This window comes from Chitinibacter sp. GC72 (assembly GCF_009760905.1).
Lineage (GTDB): Bacteria > Pseudomonadota > Gammaproteobacteria > Burkholderiales > Chitinibacteraceae > Chitinibacter.
On the sequence record NZ_VIRW01000041.1, the window covers coordinates 1 to 5,216 of the forward strand.

Annotated in this window: 6 protein-coding genes; all 6 read right to left on the reverse strand. The window is 54.3% G+C overall.

From position 1 onward, the window contains the following. Positions 1 to 381 (reverse strand): DUF2169 domain-containing protein (locus FLS37_RS16515; protein ID WP_157671060.1); only part of this gene is annotated, 381 nt, incomplete at its 3' end. Between the two features lie 7 nt (positions 382 to 388). Next, on the reverse strand, positions 389 to 1,510 hold the full coding sequence (locus FLS37_RS16520) for a type VI secretion system tip protein TssI/VgrG (RefSeq protein WP_308418770.1): 1,122 nt from the start codon (positions 1,508 to 1,510) through the stop codon (positions 389 to 391). 258 nt (positions 1,511 to 1,768) lie between these two features. Next, entirely contained in the window at positions 1,769 to 2,293 is a 525-nt protein-coding gene (locus FLS37_RS16525; protein WP_157671061.1) for a hypothetical protein, read from the reverse strand. Continuing rightward, positions 2,290 to 3,282, reverse strand: a complete 993-nt coding sequence (locus FLS37_RS16530) for a hypothetical protein (protein WP_157671062.1) — start codon at positions 3,280 to 3,282, stop codon at positions 2,290 to 2,292. The genes FLS37_RS16525 and FLS37_RS16530 overlap by 4 nt, the downstream gene beginning before the upstream one ends. Then, entirely contained in the window at positions 3,279 to 4,832 is a 1,554-nt protein-coding gene (locus FLS37_RS16535; RefSeq protein ID WP_157671063.1) for a DUF4150 domain-containing protein, read from the reverse strand. The genes FLS37_RS16530 and FLS37_RS16535 overlap by 4 nt, the downstream gene beginning before the upstream one ends. Further along, positions 4,829 to 5,216, reverse strand: a 388-nt coding sequence (locus FLS37_RS16540) for a DUF2169 domain-containing protein (RefSeq protein ID WP_157671064.1), incomplete at its 5' end; no start/stop codon positions are given. The genes FLS37_RS16535 and FLS37_RS16540, both read right to left, overlap by 4 nt.

Here is a 5,216-nt window from a genome sequence, read left to right on the forward strand (position 1 = left end):
CGCGCCGATGTCGGCGGGGCTGCTGGCCGGGCGGCCATCGGCGGGGCCAGCCAGAATGCGCAGGCGCACGCCCACCCGTTGCGCCGGCTTGCCGCCGGGAGCATGGGCGCTGCCGTGCAGCAGTACATCGCACTTGGGCTTGTAGGGGGCCAGATCGCTTTCGGTCGATTCGCTGCTCTGGTTCATTTCCCCCCAGAAGGTGTCTTCGAAGGTCAGTTCTGGCGGTTCATCATCAATCACTTCGGCCTGGTAAAACCCAGCATGCGCCAGCGGGCGCAAGCGGTAGGCCACCTTCATCACGATGACTTTGTGCTCGGTTTCGGCGACATCCAGCGCACTAAAGCACAGTGCCGGAAACGGCGTGAGATTGCGAAATTCCATACCGGCCTCAGTTCAGGTCAATGTCTTTGCCGGTAATTTGCACCGGGCCGGATGACTCGAAATTGAAGCGCGTACCCTTGATGGTGACATTGCCATCCTTGTCCATGTGGATCAGGCTCTTGCCACATTCGATGGTGATCTCGTCGCCCGCCGAAATGCTCAGCGTCTTGCCCACCATCACCGTCTTGTTCAGCCCCACTTGTTCGAACTGCGCCAGCCCCACCGCCGTATTCATCGCGCCGCCGACGGTAATGGCGTAAGCCCCGCCCACCGTCAGCGCGTTGGCCAGATACACCGTTTCGGTCTTGGTTTTTTTGATGGTGACAGTTTCCGCGCCATCCACCGTTTCGGTGCGGTTTTTGCCGATGGTGATGGTTTCGTTGCTGCCTACGGTTTCGGTGCGGTTGCTGCCGATGCTGATCGTTTCGTTATTGCCGACCTGCTCGGTACGGTCGTTGCCGATGGTGATGGTTTCGTTGCGGTCCACCGTCTCGGTGCGGTCGCGCTTGACGTGCACGGTTTCGTCGCGGTCGATGGTCTTGCTGCGGTCGCGCCCCACCCAGTGCGATTCGTCGTTTTCCACTTCGATGCGCTGATCTTTCTCGGCGTGCAGCCACACTTCTTCTTCGCCCTTTTTGTCTTCAAAGCGGAAGATATTGGCGTTGTCCGGCCCGCCACCGGGGCTGGAGCGGCTGTAAAAGCCCGATTGCGTCTTGGTGCTGGCATTGCCCCATGGGGTGGGCTGCTCATCGTTGTAGACCCGGCCGGTGATGATGGGGCGGTCGGCGTCGCCCTCGATGAAGGACACCAGCACTTCCTGGCCGATGCGCGGAATCGACGTCGCGCCCCAGCCCTGGCCAGCCCAAGCGCTGGCCACGCGCACCCAGCAGCTGGACTTGTCGGTTTTAGGGCCGTAGCGATCCCAGTGGAACTGGATTTTGACGCGGCCTTTTTCGTCAGTGTGGATTTCCTCGCCCGGCGGGCCCACCACCACGGCGGTTTGCGTGCCCTGCACATAGGGTTTGGGCGTCATGCGCAGCGGGCGAAATGGGGTTCTGGCCGGTTGCACCGTGATATGGCACTGGCTCAGGCCGCTATCAGTAGTGATGTTGATGTCTGGGCGGGGTATTGCTCTGTAGTCATTTTATATCAAGGGTTATGTGGTAATACCCCTGACTTGATTTGAGGTTTTCATACCTACGACTACGCTTTGCTATTCGCACCTACCGTGCTGGCATTGTGCCAATCACACTGGTGATTGGGGTCATGCGTTACTTCGAGGTAGTTTACGCCATTTTGATGGGTATTGCCATGTAGCCCATATTTAGTAATGGCTGGGTGGCAATACCCATGATTGGGTAGGATTTGCTGGGCTTGTCGATCCAATTTAGCTATCTGGCATCTGTAATAATTCACCACCTAGCCGTACCATGGTGATGCGTTCGATGCCTTTGAGTTCAGGCCGCCAAACGATTTCAATCACCAGCGCTTTATCCAGAAAAAAACTTTGCCGCCGATCTCCCACAGCCAAGTCGCGCGCGCTCAATTCGGTGGTGTTGTCGCCGAGTTTTTGCTGGGCGCTGCTGGGAGTTTCAGTCTGGGCATCTAGACCAAACGGCAAAGGATAGCCCCAGCGGGCACCCGATTGCCCCAGTACATCCAATTTTACATCGGTGATCAGCCAGCGATTCGGATCACCTTCTTCGACGTGCCCAGCGTGTGGGTGTGAGAGGGTTAAGGTTAATCCGGCTGCGCTGAAGTGATGACTTTGCACTGTGGGAGTCGGCAGCAGTGCTGAAATAGGCACCGCAAAAGTCAGCGCCAAAGCGTTGAGCCAATCGCCAATCTGGCGGCAATTGAGCCGCTGGGCGAGGCCATCGGCTAGGGTGTTGAGATCGAGGATTTGGCTCATGATGATGCAGATTCATCCTCACCAATGCGGGGGTTGTCGGGGTGGTGAATGCGCTCCCAAGTCGTGCCATCGAAGCGGGCGAGATCCTTGCTACCGATAGACCACAATACGCCCTCAACGGCGTCGACGACGATGGCATTTTCCAACTCGGGTTTTAAACCTGTGATGACTTCCTGGATTTTATTTCCATCGTAAACATAGAGGCCCATATTACTGGCCAGATAGGTTAAGCCATTAAATCGCGTCAACGAATAAAACAGCTGGTTATCTTCAATACGACTAAGGTCAACGAACCCCTCTTGAACATTGCCACGCAGTAAAGTACCGTTGGCACTGCAAAGCCAGACAGTGCTGGCGTTTTCGATATGAATTGCATTCAAGCGCTCTGTTGTCGGCAGTGCTAACGCGCTCCACTGCTGACCATCCCAGTGAAATAATCGCCCTTCATAACCATATGCGCCTGGAATGGCCCCACAGAGATACATATCGTCTTCCGCGAGGCCATGAATATCGGCGAGCAATAAGCGATCCTCTACATCTGTAGCTTGCAGGATACCATCATCCATATGTACCCAGTGATTGGCCGCAAGCCGCTTGTAAACCTGACCTGCGCTACCAACGGCATAGAGATGATCGCCGATCTGCCGCAAAGTGCGCATATAGCCCCAGCCTTTGGCATCGTCAGAATATACGCCTGCGCCAGGGATTTTTTCAAAAAGTGGTGGATTTGAATGGCTAATGAACTCAACCTCACCTTCATTTGATAACGCGACTAAATTCTGCTCGCTTTCATCATCGGCGAAGAATTGTTCTAACCCGACAGTCCACCAATTCACATCATGTCGAGTCCATAAAGACTTGGCTTGAAAATCAAGAATACTCAATCGTGTATGCCGTGAGTATGCGGGCATTGAATCTAGCGAACTTGAAATGTACAAATAATCATGATCAAGTACCTTTGCGTTTGTAAGTTCTACTTCAGAGCTCATTTTTTCTTCCTAGTTGTTTTCCGTGGACCTTGGCTATCAACTTCTTGATTGTCTTGCGAGAACTCGGCCAGAGCATCTCCTTTAGGCAATGGTTGAGTAGTTCGCCCATATTTATTGCGATCTACACCCTTAAATGCATCGTCTACTTTTTTCTTGATTTCTTCTTTGCAGTGCGGTTTGACTTTACCGACTTCTTCAATCGAAATATCAATCAGCTCACCGATAGGGGCTGCCCCAATCGGCCCATTGTCTGTACGGTTGCCAGCTGCGGCAATTTTTGGGTCTGTGCCTTCATGTGCCAGATTATGGTCGCTACCTTTTACTTTACTACCACCACTCAAGCAAATACTCGGTCCATCATCCAGCGAGGGCATGCCTGGTATGCGATTGAGTCCCATCTCCCCATCACTACGATTGCCATAGCGCAAGGTGTAATCGGGCACAATGTGGTGCGCTTGCTGCCCTTTTGGACATTTCTGATCCTTATAGGCTTTAATCCCGCAATCATTATTGCCACTATTTCCAACAATATTAACGCCATCGCCCGGTGGTTGAGACGATGTGCCCTTGTTCGAGTTTGATTTCTTGGTGCGCTTGTTGCTGGGAATCAGCGTGCTTAATTTGTCTACTTTACTCATCACCATGCGTTCGGCGTACTTCATTGCCAATGCTTTAACATTAGGCAGCTGCCCACTGGTTAGCATGCTGGCTGCGGCATCCAAACCCGTGGCTGCCGATTCAGCAATGCCGCCTACTGCACTGACGCCGCCGCCAACGGCAGCGGTGGCGCCGCCTCCGGTCACCAATACTGCGCCCGGCACAGCACCAATGCCAGTGGCGACCATGGCTCCGCCGACTGCCGCAGTTCCACCCCCCGCCGCAGCAATGGTGCCACCGGTCTCCATGGCTTGCCCGGCAAAATCATGCAGGCTGGCAGAAATGCCTTCCTGATATTGCTTTGCAGCTGATTTTGCCGCATCGAAGGCCTGCTGCATAAAGCCTTTTTCAGCCTTGCTTTCTGGTGTGGCGTTTTGATTGGATTGGTTCGCTTTACCCGCGCTGGATTTTTGTTTGGTCGTGTAGATCCCGGGGTTATTGCCCCCATTCATGGTATTCGTATCATCCTGACGAACGATAGGCTTGCCTTGCGCCCGAACCGTGCCACTGCCTTTGGTGGGTTTCACTTCACCTGTCACCGTATTACTTTTTATGCCTTTGGCTGCACCTGGTGCATCTCCTTTGCCTTTGGGTTGTTTGCTTTGATTGAGCACCAAGGCAGGATCACGGTTGAATTTGACGGTGGCTGTGGTGCTGACACTATTACTTAAATCTTGGCTGGTAGGGTAAGGGATGGGTGGTGTGGCGCTACCTATTGGCGTTTTGTTAACGGAAGGTAAAGTGCTGATCGCAATAAAGTTACTATTTTTTCGTGCGCCGATTTTATTGGGCGTTTTACGTTGCTCGGCATCAGCCTTTGCCATGGCTTCTGCACGTTGATCATCTGCTGATTCGGTTGCGTTTGGGGTCGATAAACGGAGCTGATCACTCATGATTGGTACTCCGTTGGTGCTGCAGCATTAGATTCTTCATCGGCAAATTTGAGCAGCGGGGCGGCGGGCTCGGTTTCAAAGCGCGCTTCCAGCACGCGGATTGGCGCGTCGGCGGGGACTGAAAGGCGATGCACTAGCGTGATGGTGAGGGCGTCGGTGTCGATGATCAGCGTGTCGGTGCGCATCGGCAGTGGCAGCAATTGCCCGCTGTGCATGCGCGCCAGCACGAAGGCGCGGTGGCCGGGTAGGGCGGTGCGCAGCAGCCCGCTGGGCGTGAGGTTGGTCAAATCGAGCAGGAAATTGCCAGCAGGCCAGTTGATCTGCTGGTCGGCCGGGGCGGCATTCCAGTAGGCAAAATCAAAATCCTCGGGCAGATTCGGGTGG

Excerpts from the sequence above, each read along its gene's own strand:
- FLS37_RS16530 (WP_157671062.1), bottom strand. The coding sequence starts at position 3,282 with ATGAGCTCTGAAGTAGAACTTACAAACGCAAAGGTACTTGATCATGAT.
- FLS37_RS16525 (WP_157671061.1), bottom strand. The coding sequence starts at position 2,293 with ATGAGCCAAATCCTCGATCTCAACACCCTAGCCGATGGCCTCGCCCAG.
- FLS37_RS16535 (WP_157671063.1), bottom strand. The coding sequence starts at position 4,832 with ATGAGTGATCAGCTCCGTTTATCGACCCCAAACGCAACCGAATCAGCA.